At 75.3% G+C, this 16,350-nt stretch carries 22 protein-coding genes; 11 read left to right on the top strand and 11 right to left on the bottom strand.

Annotation, left to right across the window (positions count from 1 at the left end):
* Positions 1-12 precede the first annotated feature (12 nt).
* Positions 13-408: a YccF domain-containing protein gene (locus LWC35_RS25435; protein WP_232872823.1), complete on the bottom strand. Its 396-nt coding sequence runs from the start codon at positions 406-408 to the stop codon at positions 13-15.
* Between the two features lie 259 nt (positions 409-667).
* Between LWC35_RS25435 and LWC35_RS25430 the strand changes: the two genes are divergently transcribed.
* Positions 668-1,348: a VOC family protein gene (locus tag LWC35_RS25430; protein ID WP_232872775.1), complete on the top strand. Its 681-nt coding sequence runs from the start codon at positions 668-670 to the stop codon at positions 1,346-1,348.
* Here the strand turns inward: LWC35_RS25430 and LWC35_RS25425 are convergent.
* On the bottom strand, positions 1,306-2,052 hold the full coding sequence (locus tag LWC35_RS25425; protein ID WP_232872774.1) for a winged helix-turn-helix transcriptional regulator: 747 nt from the start codon (positions 2,050-2,052) through the stop codon (positions 1,306-1,308). The two genes, LWC35_RS25430 and LWC35_RS25425, sit on opposite strands and share 43 nt — an antisense overlap.
* Positions 2,053-2,181: 129 nt before the next feature.
* Between LWC35_RS25425 and LWC35_RS25420 the strand changes: the two genes are divergently transcribed.
* On the top strand, positions 2,182-2,565 hold the full coding sequence (locus LWC35_RS25420; protein WP_232872773.1) for a cupin domain-containing protein: 384 nt from the start codon (positions 2,182-2,184) through the stop codon (positions 2,563-2,565).
* 61 nt (positions 2,566-2,626) lie between these two features.
* Here LWC35_RS25420 and LWC35_RS25415 read toward each other — a convergent pair whose 3' ends face one another.
* Positions 2,627-4,078 carry an MFS transporter gene (locus LWC35_RS25415; protein WP_232872772.1) on the bottom strand — a complete coding sequence of 484 codons (1,452 nt, stop codon included), beginning with the start codon at positions 4,076-4,078 and terminating at the stop codon, positions 2,627-2,629.
* 292 nt (positions 4,079-4,370) lie between these two features.
* Here LWC35_RS25415 and LWC35_RS25410 point away from each other — a divergent pair, with 292 nt between their 5' ends.
* The 6 genes from LWC35_RS25410 to LWC35_RS25385 all read left to right on the top strand — a co-directional run bounded on the left by LWC35_RS25410 (position 4,371) and on the right by LWC35_RS25385 (position 9,265).
* On the top strand, positions 4,371-5,837 hold the full coding sequence (locus LWC35_RS25410) for a protein adenylyltransferase SelO (RefSeq protein ID WP_232872771.1): 1,467 nt from the start codon (positions 4,371-4,373) through the stop codon (positions 5,835-5,837).
* Positions 5,838-5,886: 49 nt separating this feature from the next.
* On the top strand, positions 5,887-6,027 hold the full coding sequence (locus LWC35_RS25405; RefSeq protein WP_232872770.1) for a hypothetical protein: 141 nt from the start codon (positions 5,887-5,889) through the stop codon (positions 6,025-6,027).
* Positions 6,028-6,142: 115 nt separating this feature from the next.
* Positions 6,143-7,231 (top strand): iron-siderophore ABC transporter substrate-binding protein, encoded by a 1,089-nt coding sequence (locus tag LWC35_RS25400; protein WP_232872769.1) that lies wholly within the window; start codon positions 6,143-6,145, stop codon positions 7,229-7,231.
* Positions 7,232-7,320: 89 nt separating this feature from the next.
* Entirely contained in the window at positions 7,321-7,860 is a 540-nt protein-coding gene (locus LWC35_RS25395) for a hypothetical protein (RefSeq protein WP_232872768.1), read from the top strand.
* A gap of 88 nt (positions 7,861-7,948) precedes the next feature.
* Positions 7,949-8,983, top strand: a complete 1,035-nt coding sequence (locus tag LWC35_RS25390) for an esterase/lipase family protein (RefSeq protein ID WP_232872767.1) — start codon at positions 7,949-7,951, stop codon at positions 8,981-8,983.
* Positions 8,984-9,097: 114 nt separating this feature from the next.
* A complete protein-coding gene (locus LWC35_RS25385) occupies positions 9,098-9,265 on the top strand; it encodes a hypothetical protein (RefSeq protein ID WP_232872766.1) in 168 nt (55 codons plus the stop codon).
* 9 nt (positions 9,266-9,274) lie between these two features.
* On the opposite strand, the gene LWC35_RS25380 is transcribed toward LWC35_RS25385, so the two are convergent.
* Positions 9,275-10,645 carry an MFS transporter gene (locus LWC35_RS25380; RefSeq protein ID WP_232872765.1) on the bottom strand — a complete coding sequence of 457 codons (1,371 nt, stop codon included), beginning with the start codon at positions 10,643-10,645 and terminating at the stop codon, positions 9,275-9,277.
* Positions 10,646-10,779: 134 nt separating this feature from the next.
* On the opposite strand from LWC35_RS25380, the gene LWC35_RS25375 reads away from it, so the two are divergent.
* The gene (locus LWC35_RS25375) at positions 10,780-11,118 is read left to right on the top strand and encodes a DUF3140 domain-containing protein (RefSeq protein ID WP_232872764.1); all 339 of its coding nucleotides are present in this window, start codon (positions 10,780-10,782) and stop codon (positions 11,116-11,118) included.
* Between the two features lie 3 nt (positions 11,119-11,121).
* On the opposite strand, the gene LWC35_RS25370 is transcribed toward LWC35_RS25375, so the two are convergent.
* Positions 11,122-11,346 (bottom strand): hypothetical protein, encoded by a 225-nt coding sequence (locus LWC35_RS25370; protein WP_232872763.1) that lies wholly within the window; start codon positions 11,344-11,346, stop codon positions 11,122-11,124.
* A 165-nt stretch (positions 11,347-11,511) separates the two neighbouring features.
* Between LWC35_RS25370 and LWC35_RS25365 the strand changes: the two genes are divergently transcribed.
* On the top strand, positions 11,512-11,700 hold the full coding sequence (locus LWC35_RS25365) for a hypothetical protein (RefSeq protein ID WP_232872762.1): 189 nt from the start codon (positions 11,512-11,514) through the stop codon (positions 11,698-11,700).
* A 44-nt stretch (positions 11,701-11,744) separates the two neighbouring features.
* On the opposite strand, the gene LWC35_RS25360 is transcribed toward LWC35_RS25365, so the two are convergent.
* Positions 11,745-12,374, bottom strand: a complete 630-nt coding sequence (locus LWC35_RS25360; protein WP_232872761.1) for a hypothetical protein — start codon at positions 12,372-12,374, stop codon at positions 11,745-11,747.
* 118 nt (positions 12,375-12,492) lie between these two features.
* On the opposite strand from LWC35_RS25360, the gene LWC35_RS25355 reads away from it, so the two are divergent.
* A complete protein-coding gene (locus LWC35_RS25355; protein WP_232872760.1) occupies positions 12,493-13,158 on the top strand; it encodes a hypothetical protein in 666 nt (221 codons plus the stop codon).
* Here the strand turns inward: LWC35_RS25355 and LWC35_RS25350 are convergent.
* The 5 genes from LWC35_RS25350 to LWC35_RS40470 all read right to left on the bottom strand — a co-directional run bounded on the left by LWC35_RS25350 (position 13,155) and on the right by LWC35_RS40470 (position 16,283).
* Positions 13,155-13,655: a DUF4383 domain-containing protein gene (locus tag LWC35_RS25350; protein ID WP_232872759.1), complete on the bottom strand. Its 501-nt coding sequence runs from the start codon at positions 13,653-13,655 to the stop codon at positions 13,155-13,157. The two genes, LWC35_RS25355 and LWC35_RS25350, sit on opposite strands and share 4 nt — an antisense overlap.
* 206 nt (positions 13,656-13,861) lie before the next feature.
* Positions 13,862-14,122, bottom strand: coding sequence for a DUF6158 family protein (locus LWC35_RS25345; protein ID WP_232872758.1), 261 nt, complete (start codon positions 14,120-14,122; stop codon positions 13,862-13,864).
* Between the two features lie 38 nt (positions 14,123-14,160).
* A complete protein-coding gene (locus LWC35_RS25340; RefSeq protein ID WP_232872757.1) occupies positions 14,161-14,850 on the bottom strand; it encodes a DUF2231 domain-containing protein in 690 nt (229 codons plus the stop codon).
* A gap of 71 nt (positions 14,851-14,921) precedes the next feature.
* A complete protein-coding gene (locus tag LWC35_RS25335; protein WP_232872756.1) occupies positions 14,922-15,671 on the bottom strand; it encodes a DUF3618 domain-containing protein in 750 nt (249 codons plus the stop codon).
* A 9-nt stretch (positions 15,672-15,680) separates the two neighbouring features.
* A complete protein-coding gene (locus LWC35_RS40470; RefSeq protein ID WP_232872755.1) occupies positions 15,681-16,283 on the bottom strand; it encodes a phage holin family protein in 603 nt (200 codons plus the stop codon).
* Positions 16,284-16,350: the final 67 nt, after the last annotated feature.

Raw genomic sequence — 16,350 nt, 5'->3', positions numbered from 1 at the left:
GCGACCCTGACCTCAGGCGGCCGTCGTCCGGACGGAGCGGCTGTCGACGATGATCCGGCCCAGCGGGACCAGCGACACCGGGATGAGCTTCAGGTTCGCCAGCGCCAGCGGGATGCCGATGATCGTGATGGCCAGCGCGACCGCGGTGACGAGGTGGGCGACGGCCAGCCACCACCCGGCGAAGACGACCCAGATGATGTTGCCGATGACGGACGGCGCCCCCGCGTCGGGCCGCCGCACCAGCTCCCGGCCGAAGGGCCAGAGCGCGAAGTCGGCGATCCGGAAGGACGCGAGGCCGAACGGGATCGTCACGATGAGGATGCAGCAGACGACCCCGGCGAGCACGTAGCCGAGCGCGAGCCAGATCCCGCACAGCAGGAGCCAGATGATGTTGAGCAGGGTCCGCATGGTTCCTCCCGTCACCGCACCCCGATCCTGCCCGTGCCGGCCGCCCGGGAACCTCACCCCCGGCGGACGACACGTGCAGGTCCTCGCGGAACAGGTCGTCATCTGCGTCGGCGGCGTTCCAGGAGCGACCGGCCCGGCCGCCGGGAGCCGGACGGCCCTACCTCGCCGGGCCCCTGGCCCCGACGGTGACGGAACAGGTGCACCCGTGGCGGCGGGCTGCCGTGACTCCGTGGCCCGCCGCCCGCCCGAGGAGGCTGCGATGAGCACGACGCACGTCCGGAGCGACGAGGCGCGCGACCCGGTGGGTGCCGCGACCGTCGACCTCAGGCTCGAGGTGGTCGTCATCCCGGTCGCGGACGTCGATCGCGCCAAGGGGTTCTACGCGCGCCTCGGCTGGCGGCTCGACGCCGACCTGCCGTCCGACAACGGCTTCCGGGTCGTCCAGTTCACCCCGCCCGGCTCGGCGTGCTCGATCCAGTTCGGCACCGGGATGACGGTGGCCGCGCCCGGGTCGGCCCAGGCCCTCTACCTCGTCGTCCCGGACATCGAGGCCGCCCGCGGGGACCTGCTCGCCCGCGGTGTCCAGGTCTCCGAGGTCTTCCACCCCGGGACGCCCGGCGCGCAGTTCCGGCCCGACGGCACGGGCCTGCGGGTCGGCGAGCCCGGCCCCCGGCACACCAGCTACCGCTCCTTCGCCACCTTCCGCGACCCCGACGGCAACGGCTGGCTGCTCCAGGAGATCACGCGGCGGCTCCCCGGCCGGGTCGACATCGCCGAGACGACCTTCACCTCGACGGCGGACCTGGCGGCCGCCCTGCGGCGGGCCGAGGCCGCGCACGGCGAGCACGAGAAGCGCACCGGCCGGCCCGACGCGAACTGGCCGGCCTGGTACGCCGCCTACATGGTCGCCGAGCAGGTCGGGGCGGAGCTGCCGCGCTGAGCGGTCACCCCACGGGGTGGCGGACGGGTGGTGGTCTTCGGCGGGATGTGGGCGTACGGGCTCGGTCGCACGCAGGCGAGGAAGGCGCGCACCACGGACCGGGGCCCGTCGATCTCCAGGAGCCCGCACCGTTCGGCCTGCGCGAAGCCGAGGTGGCGGAGGTGGCAGCGGGCGAGGACCTCGCTCGAGGTGCGGAGGACGAGGTCCTCGACACGCCCCGGGTACGAGGTGCAGACCTCGGCCCGGGGCCGCCGGACCAGGAGCCAGTAGCGGGCGGCCGGCCGTTCGGCCAGGTCGACCCGCACCACCAGGCCGCGCGGCGGGGCGCGGTCGACGTCGATGAGCCGGCCGGTGGCGAAGAGGACGTAGGCGGGATCGGAGTGGTGGGGCTCCAGCTCGAGCCAGCGGGCTCCCCACTCACCGATCGCCCGGACCACCGGGCCCAGCTCCTGCCCCCGCTCGGTCAACGTGTAGCGGTAGCGGACCCGGCCTGACGGCGCGGCCTCGCGGGCGACGACCTCGTGCTCTTGCAGCAGGTCCAGCCGCTGGGTCAACAGCGCCCGACTGATGCCGGGCGCGCCGTCGAGCAGCTCCCCGTAGGTCCGGCAGCCGGCGAGCAGGTTCCGCACGATGACCAACGTCCAGCGCTCGGCGAGCAGCTCCGCGGCTCGCGCGACCGGGCAGTACTGGCCGTAGGTGCGCACCCGGGAAGTCTCCGCCCCCGGGCGCGCGGCGAACAGTTCAGTTTCTGGGATTGTCGCCCCGGCGGTCGGCCCCGACCCTGGTCCGCGTCCGGTACGGCAGGAGTGCGGCACGAGGAGAGGCGGCCGACGATGACGACACCCGAGATCGTGACCCGCGACGAACTGGTGGGACCCGCGACGGAGCAGAGCGCGGGCATGCAGCGTGGGCAGGCGTTCGCCCACGAGGGGGTGTGGTGCGGGTACGCCGTGTTCCCCGGCGGGGCCACCACCGGATGGCACCACCACGGCGACTACGCGACCTATGCCCACATCACCGAGGGGGAGATGGTCATCGAGTTCGGTCCGTCCGGGGCCGACGAGATCGTGGCGAGGGCCGGTGACGCGGTGTACATCCCGGGCCACCTCGTCCACCGCGAGACCGTCGCCGACGACGGCGGCGCCGGGTTCGTCGTCCGCACCGGCGGTGTGGGCGCGACGGTGCACAACGTCGACGGGCCGGACCCGGGCCGGTGAGCGCCGTCCGGCGGAGGGGTCGGGCGGACGCTCCGCCCGACCCTTCCGCCCGACCCGTCGGCTATGTGCGCGCGGTCCGCGGGATCAACAGCGCCGCGACCCACCCGAGCACCGCGAAGGCGCCGACGATGACCAGAGCGGAGAAGTAGTCGCCGCCTCCCGGGATCGCGCCCGCGACGAGCGAGCCGGCGATCGCCACACCGAGCGACGAACCCAGGTTCGAGACGCTGCGCGAGACTCCGGAGATGTCGCCCTGCACCTCCTCCGGCCAGGCCGACTGCACGAGGTTGACCGAGGCGGTCAGCATGATCCCGACGCCGATGCCCATGAGGAACAGGCCGGGGACGAAGCTCCAGATGCTGGGCCGGGTGCCGCCGAGCGCGAGCAGCAGGACCAGGCCCAGTGCGGTGACGAAGAACCCGAAGCGGATCAGGCGGCGCTGGCTGTGCCGGCGGGCCATCCGCGGTGCGGCTGCGGACGACAGCAGCAGGCCGATCGTCGCGGGCATCAGCAGCAGGCCCGTCTGGATCGCCGAGAACCCGCGGACCTGCTGCAGGAACACCGAGATCACGAAGAAGGAGCCCTGCAGGACCAGCCACTGCAGGTTCTGCGTCAGCAGGCCCAGGTTGGAGGTCAGGTTGGCGAACAGCCGCAGCGACACCAGCGGCGTTCGGCCGTGCCTCTCCCGCGCCCACGCGGTCACGGCGAACAGGGCCAGCACCACCACACCGAGCCCGACGTAGATCCACACCGGGGACACGCCGCCCGCCGGGACGATCACCGTGCCGCCGATCGCGTAGTCCTTCGTCGCCGCGCCCCACCCGTAGGCGCCGCTCTGGAGCACGCCGAACACCACGAGGAACAGTCCCAGTGCCGAGAGCACCGCGCCCAGCCAGTCGAAGGCCGGGCGCCGCTCCGGCAGCGGCGGGTCGGCGATGCCGCGTCCGAGCCAGGCGATCGCCGCCACGATCAGGACCTGCAGGACGAACGACGCCCGCCAGCTCACGTAGCTGGTGATGAGACCACCGATCAGCGGGCCGGCGGCCGCGCCGATCCCGGCCGCGCCGCTGACCACGCCGAAGTAGCGGGCGCGGGTGGTCGTGTCGTCGAACAGCACCGTGATGAGGATGTAGATCGGCGGGATGAGCAGCGCCGACCCGACGCCCTCGAGCAGCGAGTAGCCGATCATGAGCAGCGGCAGCCCCTGCGCGAGCGCGGCGAGCAGGGCGCCGGCCCCGTACACGGCGAGGCCCAGCAGGAAGCAGAACTTCCGGCCCCAGATGTCGGTGAGCTTGCTGCCCGGGATCATCAACGCCGCCATGGTCAGCGTGAACAGCGTGATCGTGGTCTGGATCCCGGTGACCGAGGTGCCGAGGTCGTCGGCGATCGAGGTGATCGCGACGTTCATGTTCGAGGCGGCGTAGCTCGCCACGAACTGTGCCAGTGCCAGCGGAAGCACGGCCGCCTTCGCGGCCGCCAGCGCGACGCCGCCGTTCCCGTCGGTCCTCGTCATGGTCGTCAGCTTGCGGGCCGCGGTGCCGGCGGCACTTCGCCCCGACGAGGTGACCGGGAAACTCAGGACAGCCGCGCCCTTTCGGCGGCGCGGTGGCACGCAGGCGGAACACCCGTCGACGAGCCAGGCGGGTCTTGGCGTGGCCGGCCGCGCCGACCAGCGACAGCACGGGGACGTCGGTCACGAGCGCGGTGAGCGCGTCCGCTCGGCGGCACGGCCGACGACCATGCCGCAGCTGCACCAGCCGGCGCGCGACCGGCACCCCGGCGGACCGGCGGTTAGCCTCGGTCGCATGAGTCTCGCGCTCGGGTCGGTGTTCACGTTCGACAACTCCTACGTCCGCGACCTGGGCGAGCTGTGCGTGCCGTGGGACGCCGCCCCGGCGCCGGAGCCGTCGCTCGTCGTGCTCAACGACGGGCTCGCCGCCGAGCTCGGGGTCGACGCCGGGGTCCTGCGGACGCCCGAGGGCGTCGCGGTCCTGGCCGGGAACGCGAAGCCGGAGGGCGCCGCCTCGGTGGCGATGGCGTATGCGGGGCACCAGTTCGGCGGATACGTCCCGCGTCTCGGCGACGGGCGCGCGCTGCTGCTCGGCGAGGTGCTCGACAGCCGGGGGCACCGCCACGACCTGCATCTCAAGGGGTCGGGACGCACGCCGTTCGCGCGCGGGGGCGACGGGAAGGCGCCGCTCGGGCCGATGCTGCGCGAGTACGTGATCGGCGAGGCGATGCACGCGCTCGCCATCCCGACCACACGCGCGCTCGCCGTGGTCGGGACGGGGGAGCAGGTCGCGCGGGACCGGATGGAGCCCGGCGCGGTGCTGACCCGGGTCGCCGCCAGCCACATCCGCGTCGGCACCTTCCAGTTCGCGGCCGCGACGCGCGACACCGGCCTGCTGCGCCGCCTCGCCGACCACGCCATCGCCCGCCACCACCCGGCCGCGGCCGAGGCGGACAACCCGTACCTCGCGTTCTACACGAGCGTGGTGGAAGCCCAGGCAGCGCTGATCGCCCGCTGGATGCTCGTCGGGTTCGTGCACGGCGTGATGAACACCGACAACATGACGATCTCCGGCGAGACGATCGACTACGGCCCCTGCGCCTTCATGGACGCCTACGACCCCGCCACCGTGTTCAGCTCGATCGACCACGGCGGCCGCTACGCCTACGGCAACCAGCCCGGGGTCGCGCAGTGGAACCTCGCCCGGTTCGCCGAGGCCCTGCTCCCGCTGGTCGCCGAGGACACCGACGCCGCGATCGAGGCCGTGACCGAGGTGCTGCTGTCCTTCGCCGACCGCTACGACCGGCACCGGCGGGCGGGGATGCACGCGAAGCTCGGGCTGGCCGACGGGGCCGGGGACGAGGCGCTCGTCGACGACCTGCTGACCCTGCTCGAGGAGCGCAAGGTGGACTTCACGTCGTTCTTCCGGGCGCTGTCGCGTGCGGCGGCCGGCGACCCCGAGCCGGCCCGGACGCTGGTCGGGGAGGGGTTCGACGCCTGGGCCGAGCGGTGGCGGGCGCTCCTGCCGGCCGGGGGCGGGGCCGGGACCGCCGCGGCGATGGACCGGGTCAACCCCGTCTACGTCCCGCGGAACCACCTGGTCGACGAGGCGCTCACGGCCGCCGTGGCGGGCGACCGGGCGCCGTTGGACCGGCTGCTCGCGGTGCTCGCCCACCCGTTCGAGGAGCGACCCGGGCTGGAGACCTACGCCCTCCCGGCGCCGCCCAGCTTCGGCTCCTTCCGCACCTTCTGCGGAACGTGAGGTTCGTCCCGTACGCGTGAATCGGCGGAGCCCGGGGTATCCGGGCCTCATGCCGATCGTCGAACGAGTCAAGCGCTTCCTGCAGAGCCCGCGCGGGCGACAGCTCACCGACCAGGGGCGCCGCCTCGCCGCCGACCCGCGCAACCGTGAGCGTGCCCGGAGGATGGTGACGCGCTTCCGCAACCGCTGAGGTCGATCCGGGGCCGGCGGCTGCTCCGGGTCGCGGCTGCTCCGGCGATCAGGCAGGCGTTCCGCGGCGCGGGCTCGTGGGTTAGGTTAGCCTTCCCGACCCTGCAGGAGGTTCCGTGCCCCGCCCGCGTCCCCGAACCCCCCGGGTTCTGCTCCCGTTCCTCGCCGTGCTGGCGCTCGCGCTGGCCGGCTGCGCCGGGGGCCCCGACGCGCGTCCCGCCGCCCCGCCGGCGGGCGCGGCCGAGGCCGGGGCCTTTCCCACGACGGTCGCCCACAAGTTCGGGAGCACCACGATCGAGGCGGAGCCGAAGCGGGTGGTCGCCGTCGGCCTCACCGACCAGGACGCCGTGCTCGCCCTCGGCGTCGTGCCGGTCGGGACCACGGAGTGGTTCGGCAACGCGCCGGGCGCCCTGTTCCCCTGGGCGAAGGCCCGGTTCGACGAGATCGCGGACGGCTCGCCGCTGCCGGAGGTGCTGCCGTTCACGGACGGCGTGGCCTACGAGCGTGTCGCCGCGCTGCGGCCGGACCTCATCCTCGCGACCTACAGCGGCCTGGGCCAGGCCGACTACGACCGCCTGAGCCGGATCGCCCCGACGGTGGCGCAGCCCGGGGACGTGCCGGACTACGGGCTGGGCTGGCGCGAGCAGACCACCGCCGTCGGCGCGGCCCTCGGCAGGCCGGCCGCGGCCGCCGAGCTGGTCGCGGACGTCGAGAAGCGGTTCGCCGACGCGCGCGCCGCCCACCCGGAGTTCGCCGGCCGCACCGCCGAGGTCGCCACCTTCTACGACGGCCAGTACTACGTCTACGGCAGCAAGGACCCGCGCGGGCGCGTCCTGGGCGAGCTCGGCCTCACCGTCCCGCCCGTCGTCGACCAGCTGGCCGGCCAGGAGTTCGGGGCGACCGTGAGCCTCGAGCGCAGCGACGTCCTCGACGTCGACGCGCTGATCTGGCTCGACGCCGGCGGTGAGGGCGTGCAGCAGTCCGTGCTCGGCCAACCGTCGTACACCGCCCGGCCCGTGCACACCGAGGGGCGGGACCTGTTCGTCTCCTACGACGGCGGCAGCACGCTGGACCCGATCGGCGGCTTCGTCACCGTGCTGAGCCTCCCCGTGCTGCTCGACGCCCTGCCCGACCAGCTCGCCGCGCTGTCCGACGGCGACCCGGCCACCGCGCCGCCCGCGCCGACCCCGCTGGCCGCGGGCTGATCCCGGGCCGCCGCCGCACCGACGCCGCACGACGCCGGGCGCGGCAACCGGTTTGCCTCGACCCGGCGTCGGGCCGGAAGATCCACTGCATGGCAGTGGACCCACGGACCGGACGTTTCATCGGCTCGTCGATCGGGCTCGTGTTCGGGGTGGTGTTCGTCCTGGCCAACACCGGGGAGCTGGCCCCGGGCCCGCGCCTCGCCCTGCGGATCGCGGCGGTGGTGGTGGCGCTCGCGCTGGCCGTCGGCGCCGTGCGGCAGCTGCGGCGGGCCGAGGCCGGCGAGGCGGTGCCCGGCCGCGGCGGCTTCGACCGGCGGTACGCCGCCGTCGTGGCCGCCGAGGTCGTCGCGCTGGCGGCGGGCCTCGCGGTGATCAACGGCGTGCTGGAGGCGCCGCGGTTCGCGGTCGCGTGGGTCGCGTTCGTGGTGGGCGTGCACTTCTTCGGGCTCGCCCGGATCTGGCGGCTCCCGCAGTTCACCGGGCTCGGCGTCGTCGTCGCCGCCCTGGGGGTGGCGGGTGCCGTCGCCGGGCTGCTCGGTGCCGGGCCCGCGGTGATCGGCGTGATCTCGGGCGTGCTGTCCGGGGTCGCGTTGTTCGTGTGGGTGGGGCTGGCCCTGCGCCACGACTGACGCCGGCGGCGCCACCCGGACGGGGAGCATCCCGGGCCCGCGACCGCTCGTTGATCACCCGGTCGGCCGAGCGGTGAAGGGATCAGGGATGCGCAACGTCGCGCGTACGGCGGGGTTCCGGGTCGCGGCGGTGCTCGCCGCCGTGACCGTGGGGCTCGGGGCTTCGGTCGCCACCGCGGCCGCCGACGAGGACGGGCCGGCCCTGCAGGTCCCGGAGCAGGCCCTGGCGCGGAGCCTGAGCTGTACCGGCGACCTCGACGAGCCGGAGCACCGGCCCGTGCTGCTCATCCCTGGCACGACCCTGACACCCGCGGAGTTCTCGTGGAACTACGCCCGGGCGTTCGCCGCCGAGGGACGCCCGTTCTGCACGGTCGAGCTGCCGGACAGGGCGATGGGTGACATCCAGGTCGCCGCCGAGTACGTCGTCGCCGCGGTGCGGACCATGAGCGAGCGGGCCGGCGGGCCGGTCGACGTCGTCGGGCACAGCCAGGGCGGCATGATCACGCGCTGGGCGCTGAAGTTCTGGCCGGACACCCGGCACGACGTCGACGACCTGGTCGGACTCGCCCCGTCGAACCACGGCACCGTGGTCGCGAACGGCATCTGCCTCGCGCCGGGCGGGTGCGCCGCCGCGATCCAGCAGCAGCGGGCCGACGCGCGGTTCCTCGCCGTGCTCAACGCCGGGCGCGAGACCTACGACGAGGTCGACTACACCGTGGCCTTCACCGACCTCGACGAGGTCGTGGTGCCCAATGTCGAGACGCCGCCGCTGCTGCCCGACGCCGCGCCGCCGGCCAGCTCGGCCCTGCGCGACGGCGGGGCGAACGTCCGCAACGTCTCGCTGCAGTCGATCTGCCCGGCGCACCCCGCCGACCACCTGACGATCGGGACGAGCGACGCGGTCGCGTACGCCCTCGTCGTCGACGCGCTCGACCACGACGGTCCCGCCGATCCGGACCGGATCGACCGGGCCGTCTGCCTGCAGCCCTTCCAGCCGGGTGTCGACCCGGCGACCTTCCCGACCGACTTCGCCCAGGTCCTCACCTCGGTCGCCGACGCCCTCGCCACGACGCCGCGGGTCGCGGCCGAGCCGCCGCTGCAGCCCTACGCCGAGACCGCCTGACGACACGGGGCACGCCGGGCAGGATGTCCGGCGTGCCCGTCCCCGAGCGCGTCGTGTGGGCCGTCGAGCTGCTGGACCCGCTCGCCCGCCACGGAGCTCGCCGGGCTGCACTCCGTGCTCCGCCCCGGCGGCCGGCTCCACCTCTGCTTCGGCTCCGGCGGGCCGCAGCGCCCGGACCGGGTCACCACGGCCGTCGGCGGTGCGCTGCGCGCCGCGGGGTCCGACGACGTGGGTGTCCGCGCCGACCCGGCCGGCCTCGCCGTCTCGGGGATCCGGCCGTGAGCGGCGGGGTCAGCGGCCGGTGACGGCGTCACCCGCCGCACGGTCCAGGAGCAGGGCCGACACGGCGGGCACGGCGAGCACGACGGCGAGCAGCACGAACGCGACGCGGTAGGGCCCCGCCGCTCCCGCGGCGACGGGTACCGCCTCGCCGAGCCGCACGAGCAGGGCGGCGACCGCGACGCCGAGGCCCGCGCCCAGCTCCTGCAGCGTGGAGAGCAACGTGTTGGCGTGGTTCATCCGCTCGGGCTCGACGTCGGCGAACGCGACGCTGTTGTAGGCGGTGAACCCGGTCGACCGCGCGATCCCGCTGACCAGCAGCAGCGCCAGGAGCAGCGGCAGTGGTGTCGTGGGCTGCAGGAACGCCATCGCCACGAGGCAGGCCGCGCCGACCGCGATCGAGGCCAGCAGCACGGTCCGGATGCCGAAACGGCGCATCATCGGGGTGGTCGCCGGCTTGATCGCCACGTTGCCGACGAACAGCGCGATCACCACCGCGCCCGCCTGCGCGGCCGACCAGCCGAACCCGACCTGGAACAGCAGCGGCAGCAGGAACGGGACCGCGGTGATCACCGCGCGGTACACCGAGCCGCTCGCCGCCGTGACCCGGTAGGTCGCCACCCGCAGGATCCGCAGGTCGACGAGGGGGCGGGTGGCACGCAGCAGGTGCCGCACCGCCAGCCCGACGCCGAGCACCGCCGCCGCGAGCGCGGCGATCGTCGTGGCGGAGAAGCCCGAGCCGAGCCCCTCCAGCCCGACGATCAGCGCGGCGACCCCGATCGCGGTGAGCACGAACCCGCCCCGGTCGAGCGGGGGCGGGGCCTCGGCCCGCAACCCGGGGACGATCCGCAGGGCCACGACCAGCGCGGCCACCCCGAGCGGCACGTTGATCACGAAGATCCACCGCCACGACGCGTACTCGGCCAGCACCCCGCCGACGGCCGGGGCGAGCACGGGTGCGAGCAGGGCCGGCCAGGTCAGGTACGCGATCGCCCGCACCAGGTCCGTCTTCGCGGTGGTCCGCAGCACGACCAGCCGCCCGACCGGGACCATCATCGCCCCGCCCGCGCCCTGCACCACTCGCGCGGCGGTGAGGGCGCCGAGGTCCGGCGCCAGTGCGCACCCGGCCGAGGCCAGCACGAAGACCGCCAGGGCCACGCAGAACACCCGGCGCCCGCCGAACCGGTCGGCCAGCCAGCCGCTGACCGGGATGAGGACGCCGAGGGTCAGCACGTAGGCGGTGATCGCCACGTTGACGTCGACGGGGGCGACGCCCAGGTCCGCCGCGATGTGCGGGGCGGCCGGGGCGATCACGGTGCCGTCGAGGATCTCCATGAAGAACGCCCCGGCGACGAGCAACGCCAGGCCCCGGTGCAGTGCCACCCGGGAACCGTAGCCGGGCGCAGGCACCGGCAGCCCGTCCTTCGGGGCTCCCGACGACCTCGACGACTCACGGCCCGTTCGGCCGGGCCGCCCGGGACCCGTGTGAGCACCGCCGCGACGGGTAGACCGGGGGCATGGCCGAACACGTCGACGACTCCCTCTGGAACGAGTTCCACCGCGTGGTGAACATGACGTCCCGCGAGCTGGAGGACTGGCTGCGGACCGACTCCGCCGACGTCGACGCGGAGGTGGAGCCCGACCACGCCGGCACCCCGACCGGCCGTGAGGTGCTCGCCGTCCTGCGCAAGCGCCGCGAGGACCTCACCGCCGCCGACGCCGAGTGCATGCAACGCGTGGTCGACCGCGTGCTGTCGCAGCGCCGCGACGACCTCGAACCCACCGCCGGCCAGGCCGCCTGGCGCCGCAAGCTCATGCGCCTCGGCCACGACCCGCTCAAGCCCGTGGGCGCCTGAGCCTCACGTCCCCAGCGCGGCGCGTCGCGCGCCGCGCCGGCGGGTGGCGTAGGGCAGGGCGAACAGCCAGAGACCGCTGAACAGCAGCACGGCGAGCGGGAGCAGCGGCAGGTAGTACACCCAGAAGGGCAGCACCCCCGCCACGGCGGCGAAGCAGACGACGACGGTCACCGTGAAGACGAGGGACGTCCAGCGGTGGATCTGGCGGATCGCCTTGTTGGGGTTCATCGGGGACCTCCTGGGAGACGAGGGGACGGGAGCGGGGTCCGGTCCGGCACTGCTGTCGACGACGTTCACGCTAGGAGCGGCCGGTCGCCGGGGGCTTCTCGATTCCTGACGAGGTTCGCGCCGCGGCGCCCGGTTGCGGCCGGGGCCGGCGGGTAGGCCGTACCCATGAGCCGACCCGACGAGCCCACGGACGGCGAGCACGACGACACCGTGCTGCGTGGCGAGGAGATCCTGCACGGCGACGAGGTGCTCGAGGGGGAGGGCCCGCAGAGCGACGCGGGGGAGGGACCGGACGCGGACGCCGAGGGGCCGGGCAGCGTGCGCGGCGACGGCCCCGGCAGCGTGGCGCCCTGACGCGAGGACGCCCGGCGCACGGGATCGGCCGGCGTGCCCGGTCCTCAGCGGGCCGGCCGTTCCCGCAGCCACCCTTCGGGATCGGACCGGCCCGCGACGTCGTGCCGCGTCCAGGTGTGGAAGCCCTCGGGGTCCCGCCGCTCGAACTCGTCGAGGTAGGCGGCCCGCAGCGCGGTGAGGAGGTCGAGCTCGGCGGCGTCGCGGACGCGGTGCAGCCGGGCGCAGCTCAGCCGCCACTGCCGGCACAGCTCGACGAGTGGGACCGACTGCGTGGCCGACGGGGTGCGCGGCGGCTCGTGGCGACGAGGGCGGACCGGCCGCGACACCGGCCGCGACACCGGCCGCGACACCGCGCCCAGGAGACCGCCGAGGGCGACCGTCGCCACCGCTCCCTCCGGGCCGCCCTGCACGGTGACCACCGCCCCCCACCCCACCAGGACCACGGCGACGACCGCGAGCCCGGTCCCGCCGAGCACGCGGACGAGCGGGCGCTCCGGCCCGGCCTGCAGGGCCCAGGCCGCGACGGGCGGGGTCGCGATCACCAGAACGACGGCCGCAGCGGCCGCCACGTCGGTGGTGAACCCCAGGCACCCGCGCACCAGCAGGGCCGCACCGGCCACGGCGGCGACCGGCGCGAGCCTGCGGGCCAGGATCCTCGGGTCCCTCGACACCATCGCTCCTCCCGGCTGAGCCTCCGCCCGGGCCGAGCCTTCGCCCACCGCGTACCACCGGACGCGCGTCCCATGCCGGCGACGTCGGTTTCCGCGCGCCCGCGGTGGGCACCTTCCCCCCGTGATCAGGACGGTGTTCCGGACCCTCGCGCGGCTGCGGCGGGCTCCGGCGTTCCACCCGCGCGGTGTCCTGCTCGGCGGCGAGCTGCGGGTCGACGACGGCGGGTCCGCGGTGGGGGAGGCGCTCGGCCCGGGCCCGCACCGCGTGCTGGTGCGGCTGTCGAAGGGCGCCGGGACGCCGGGGCTGGCGCCGGACCTGCTCGGCATGGCCGTGCGCGTCGAGCCGCACGGGACGCGCGACGCCGTCGACCTGCTGTTCACGACCTCGACCGCCGGGGGCGCGATGCTCGCCCCGGCGCGGGGCTGGCGGACGTCGACCTACAGCACCCTGCTGCCGTACGAGACGGACGTGGGCCGCCTGCGGCTGCTCGTGGAGCCGGAGCCGCGGGAGCCGGACCCGCCGGCCGACCCCCGCGCCGTCCCGGACGCGCTGCAGACCCGGTCGTTGCGGTTCCGGCTGGTGGAGGCCCGGTCACGGGAGCGACGGCCGGTGGCCACGCTGGTGCTCACCGAGGAGCGTCCCGGAGCGGTGGCGTTCGACCCCGTCCTGCACCAGCATCCGCGGCTGCGCCCGGTGCCGTTGCTCGCCGGGCTGCGCGCGCGGGCCTACCGCGGCTCACGGCGCGGCCGACGCGCCGCGCCCACGGATCTGTCGCGCGCCCCCTAGCGGCTCTCCCGGGACTCGGCGTGCACCGGGGACCGCTCGCCACCGGGGAACCCCTGGCGCACGGGCCCGAGCGCCAGCACGAGACCGAGCACGGCGAACACGGCCGCGACCACGGTGGAGGGCACGTTCATGCCCAGCCAGTCGATGTCATGGTCCAGGACGCCGAGGATCCCGAACACCACGAACGCGGCGCTCACCACGGCGAGCAGCCAGCCGTAGACGCGCGCGGTGGAGAGCCGCGTGGCGCACAGCATCCCGATCACGCCCAGCGCCAGCTGCAGCGCGCTGCGCAGCGGGTTGACCTCCAGGCCCAGCAGCGTCGGCTGCCGGCCGTCTGCCCCGGGCGGGGAGAACGCCGGCCAGAACCCCACGATGCCGTAGATCATCAGCAGCCCGCCGAGGACCAGCGCCCCCACCTGGACCCAGGGGAAGCGGGCCTGCCCCGGCCCCTGCTCGGCGGCCGGTTCCGCGGCCTGCCTGGCGGCCTGCTCGGACATGACTTCCTCCTCGGGACGACGTGGGCGGGTGCACCCGGCACCCACCGTCGTCGCGTACCCCGTCCCCCGCCCGGCATGCGGCGATCCCGATGTGCGACAGGGTGTGCGACAGGCCCCGCGCACGGTGGCGGCGGGTCGCGCAGGCAGGGCTCGACAGCGGCCCGTGCTCCGCCGCCACGACTGCCGTGGCGGCGGAGCGGGCGCGCTCAGCCGGAGCCCGTGACCGGCTGCCCGGCCGCCTCGCGGCTGCCCGCGCGGGTGCGCCGCGGGTCCGGGGCGGCCTCCGCGGGCAGCCGGTGCAGGAACTCGTTCTCGAGCTCGAGCATCCGGCGGGTGTGGGCCTCGAGCGCGTCCTCGGAGCCGCCGAGGACGGTGTCGTGGCGGGTCTCGTGCAGATGGGTCATCTCCCGGCGGAGCGCGTCGTCGTCGAGCTCGGCCGGCGGGATTCCGTGCGATCGGTCGGTCATGCCCCGCAGCTACCCGCGGCCGGCGGCGGGCATGCGGCTCAGGTCGGGTTCGCCTCCGGCCCGGCGCCGGGGATCAGCCCGATGTCGGGGGTGCCCGCGGTCTCGGCGGTCTCGGCGGTGTCGACGGTTTCGGCGGTGTCGAGGGAACCGACGGAGCCGGCGGAGCCGTCGCCTTCCGTCCGCCCGGCGTCGGGGGAGGCCTCGGCCCAGCGCCCGACGCCGGCGCCCTGGGCGTAGGACAGGTGCCCGCCGAGTGCGCCGGCGACGCCCAGCGGAAGCACCCCGACCAGCGACAACAGCGCGCCGGTGCGGTGGCGGCCCTGCCGGCGCGCGGCGTAGGAGGCCCCGAGGAAGGCCGCGGACACCACGTTCCCGGCCGCGTGGAGCAGCCCGACCCGGCGACGGCGGTCGTCGAGCCCGCTCCAGTCGGCGAGGCCGGTCACCGCGGTCGGCAGCAGGCTGACCATCGCGGCCCCGACGACGCGGCGGGCCGCTTCCTCCTGACTGCCGGCGGCGTCGAGCAGGGCGGCGGAGACCCATGCGCCGATCGGGACGGTCACGAGCAGCGGGTGCACGGGATGGCCGAGCCAGGAGCCGCGCAGCGCCCCGTCGAGCCGGCTCCGGGCGAGGACCCGGCGCAGGGCGCGCTGCGCGGCCGCAGCGGTGTCGTCGCCGGCGCGGACGGACTCGGTGGCGCGCAGCGCCCGGACGATCGGTGAGCCGCTCATACCGCAGGACCTACCCACTGGCCGGGGGTTCACGCGCCGTCGCGCGCGAACCCCCGGCCCGGGTCGGCCGGTCAGGACGGTCCGGCCTGCTCCTTCACGTTCCGGCCCGCGTCCTGGGCACGGTCCTGGACCTGACCGGCGGCGGAGCGGCCCTCCTCGGCCACGGTGGAAGCCGCCTCCTGCGCGGTCTCCTGCACCGACTGCACGGCCTGCTGCGCCGGCTCGCGCAGGTCCTCACCGATCTCCTTGGCCTTCTCGCCGACCTGCTGGGCGAGCGGGCGTCCGATCTCCGTCGCGGTGTCCTTCACCTGGCCCGCGAGCTCCTGCTCCCTGCGGGTCGCGGGCAGGAGGGAGGAGACGAGCCAGCCGGCGCCGAAGGCGATCAGCCCGGCCGCCAACGGGTTCCCGCGGGTCTGCTGCTTCACCCGCTGCGGGGCCTCGCGGGCGGTGTCGACGACCGTCGACGCGGCGTCCGAAGCCGCCTCACCCACCGTGCCGGCGACCGAACCGGCCCGGTCCTGGGCCTGCCCGGCGAGGGAGCGGGCGGTGTCCGCGGCCTGGTGCGCGGTGTCTCGTGTGGAGCCCGCGGGGTCGCTGCCCATCACGGCGTCCCGCCAGCCCGAGACCCGGTCGCGGACGCGGTCGACCCGGCGCTGCACGACCCGGCCGGGGGTGACCTTCTCGGTCAGGGCGTCGACGTCCCCGCTGAGCCGGTTCTGGGTCCGTTCGATCTCGCGGCGGATCGCGTCGGGGTCGTCGGACGCCCCGGCGGCGCCGTACCGGGCGTCGTAGGGGGTGGTGCTGTCGTACGGGGTGGTCATCGGTCCTCCTCACCGGCCCTTGAGGGCGTCGGGAACCTGCTTGAGCGTGTCGACCGTGCGTTCGGGGGTGGGGTGGGTGCGCCGCGCGTTGTTCCGCCCGACGACGAAGGCGATCGCCCCGATCACCGCCCAGACCACGGCGACGACCAGGCCGGCCCAGCCGCTGTCCATGACGTTGCTCAGCGCCGCCCAGAGGGCGACGGACAGGAACAGCAGCACCATGTAGCCGGCGAACCCGGCGGCCCCGAAGCCGCCGGCGGCCTTGCCCGCCTTGCGGGCCTCCTGTTTCAGCTCGGCCTGCGCGAGCGCCAGCTCCTGGCGCATCAGGGTCGAGAGGTCGCGCGAGACCCGGCCCATGAGGTCGCCGACCGAGACGTCGGAGACGTCGGGCGGCCCGCCGACCGGGCCGGCCCCCGCGGGCGGCGGCGCCGCCGGCGGGTCGAACGCCCCGGGGGAGGGGGCCGAGTGCCGGCCCGCCACGGGGTCCGGCGGCATCGCCGGTGGCACGTTCGGTGGCACGTTCGGTGGCAGGTTCGACGACGTGGTCGGGGGCAGGTTCGGCGGAAGGTCCCGCGAGAGGTCGCGCGGCGGGCCGCCGCCCGGCGCGGTCACCGCTGGTCCTGGTCGTCGGTCACCCGCGGGTCACCGCGACGGCCCAGCTCGTCGGCGAGTACGTCGA

The organism is Pseudonocardia kujensis (assembly GCF_021283305.1).
GTDB lineage: Bacteria > Actinomycetota > Actinomycetes > Mycobacteriales > Pseudonocardiaceae > Pseudonocardia > Pseudonocardia kujensis.
This window is presented reverse-complemented; position numbering and strand designations above follow the sequence as displayed.